1 protein-coding gene and 2 pseudogenes are annotated in these 2,170 nt (G+C 55.8%); all 3 read right to left on the reverse strand.

The features are described 5' to 3' along the window. Positions 1-799 (reverse strand): annotated as a pseudogene (locus tag Q0341_RS06905) (F0F1 ATP synthase subunit beta); the annotation flags it as partial. A gap of 38 nt (positions 800-837) precedes the next feature. Beyond that, complete coding sequence (gene atpG / locus Q0341_RS06910; protein WP_299511479.1) at positions 838-1,722, reverse strand: F0F1 ATP synthase subunit gamma; 885 nt, start codon at positions 1,720-1,722, stop codon at positions 838-840. Positions 1,723-1,749: 27 nt separating this feature from the next. Beyond that, positions 1,750-2,170 (reverse strand): annotated as a pseudogene (locus Q0341_RS06915) (F0F1 ATP synthase subunit alpha); the annotation flags it as partial.

Here is a 2,170-nt window from a genome sequence, read left to right on the forward strand (position 1 = left end):
GGCCCAACAAGGCGGACACTTCGGTACCGGCCAAGGTGTAGCGGTAGATGTTGTCCACGAAGAACAACACGTCTTTGCCTTCGTCACGGAAGGATTCAGCAATGGTCAGACCGGTCAAGGCGACACGCAAACGGTTGCCTGGTGGCTCATTCATCTGACCGTACACCATGGCCACTTTGGACTCAGGCAGGTTCTCGAGGTTCACCACGCCGGAGTCGGCCATCTCGTGGTAGAAGTCGTTGCCTTCACGGGTACGCTCACCCACACCAGCGAACACCGACAAGCCGCTGTGCGCCTTGGCGATGTTGTTGATGAGTTCCATCATGTTCACGGTCTTGCCCACACCGGCGCCACCGAACAAACCGACCTTACCGCCTTTGGCGAAGGGGCAGACCAAGTCGATCACTTTGATGCCGGTTTCCAGCAGTTCTTGCGAAGGGCTCAGTTCATCGTAAGCGGGCGCTTTGCGATGAATCGAAGCCGTCAGCTCTTGGCTCACAGGCCCACGCTCGTCGATGGGCGCGCCAAGCACGTCCATGATGCGGCCCAGTGTGGCTTTGCCTACGGGCACGGTGATGGGATTGCCGGTGTTGGACACGATCAAACCACGGCGCAGACCATCGGAAGAGCCGAGCGCAATGGTGCGCACGATGCCGTCGCCGAGTTGCTGCTGCACTTCCAGGGTCAGCGCGGAGCCTTCCATTTTGAGCGCATCATAAATTTTGGGCATTTGGTTGCGTGGAAATTCCACGTCCACCACGGCACCAATACACTGAACAATTTTTCCTTGGGCTTGCATTTTTCGCTCCAAATAATTTGAATTTGCTGAACTGGGAATCAACCGCTGATCGCGGCTGCGCCAGAGACGATTTCCGACAGTTCTTTGGTGATGGCGGCTTGACGGGTCTTGTTGTAGACGAGCTTGAGCTCACCAATCACATTGCCAGCGTTGTCCGTGGCGGCCTTCATGGCCACCATCCGTGCTGCATGCTCTGATGCCATGTTTTCAGCCACGGCCTGGTAGGCCAAGGCTTCAACATAACGGATCAACAAATCGTCAATGACCGACTGGGCATCGGGTTCGTAGATGTAGTCCCATGCGTGCGAGTTGCCAGCATTTTTAGTTTCTTCGGCCATTTTGGCTGAAGACAAAGGCAGCAACTGGTCGATGGTGGGCACTTGCGCCATGGTGCTGACAAACTTGTTGTAGCACAGGTAAACAGCGCTCACTTCACCAGCCGCATAGGCATCGAGCAACACCTTGACGGGGCCAATCAGCTTGTCCAGATGGGGCTTGTCGCCGAGGTGCGTCACATGTGACACCACTTTGGCATTGACACGGTTCAGGAAACCCAAACCCTTGCCACCAATGGCGACCGCCAAAGGCGTCTTGCCTTCTGCCTGCGTTTCCCGCAGTTTGCCCGTCAGGGCACGCAGCAGGTTGGTGTTCAAGCCACCGCACAAACCTTTGTCCGTGGTCACCACAATGTAACCCACCGACTTGCCGTCGTTTGGCTTCATGAAAGCGTGCACGTATTCAGGGTTGGCCTGTCCAAGATGGGTCGCAATGTTGCGAATCTTCTCGCTGTAAGGCCGGGCCATGCGCATACGCTCCTGCGCTTTGCGCATTTTGGAGACTGAAATCATCTCCATGGCCTTGGTGATCTTCTTGGTGTTTTCCACCGATTTGATCTTGGTGCGTAGTTCCTTGCCCGATGCCATCAGTGGCTCCTTTTGATCAGGTAGAAATTAAGCAAAGCTTTTCTTGAAAGCGGCCACGGCAGTGTTCAATTCGGCTTCTGCCTCTTTGTCCAATGCTTTGGAGCTTTCGATCTTGGCCAGCAAAGCAGCGCACGAATCTTTCAGGTAAGCGTGCAAGCCGTGCTCAAAGGCCAAGACCTTCTTAACGTCAATGTCGTCCATGAAGCCTTTGTTCACAGCAAACAGGCTTGCACCCATCAGGCTGATCGACAAGGGGCTGTACTGGGCTTGCTTGAGCAACTCGGTCACGCGGGCACCACGGTCGAGCTGCTTGCGGGTGGACTCGTCCAAATCGGAAGCGAACTGCGCAAACGCAGCCAATTCACGGTACTGGGCCAAGTCGGTACGGATACCGCCGGACTGGCCTTTGATGACCTTGGTCTGGGCCGAGCTGCCCACGCGGGACACC

This window comes from uncultured Limnohabitans sp. (assembly GCF_937889215.1).
In the GTDB taxonomy this organism is placed as follows: domain Bacteria; phylum Pseudomonadota; class Gammaproteobacteria; order Burkholderiales; family Burkholderiaceae_C; genus Limnohabitans_A.

Excerpts from the sequence above, each read along its gene's own strand:
- atpG (WP_299511479.1), bottom strand. The coding sequence starts at position 1,722 with ATGGCATCGGGCAAGGAACTACGCACCAAGATCAAATCGGTGGAAAAC.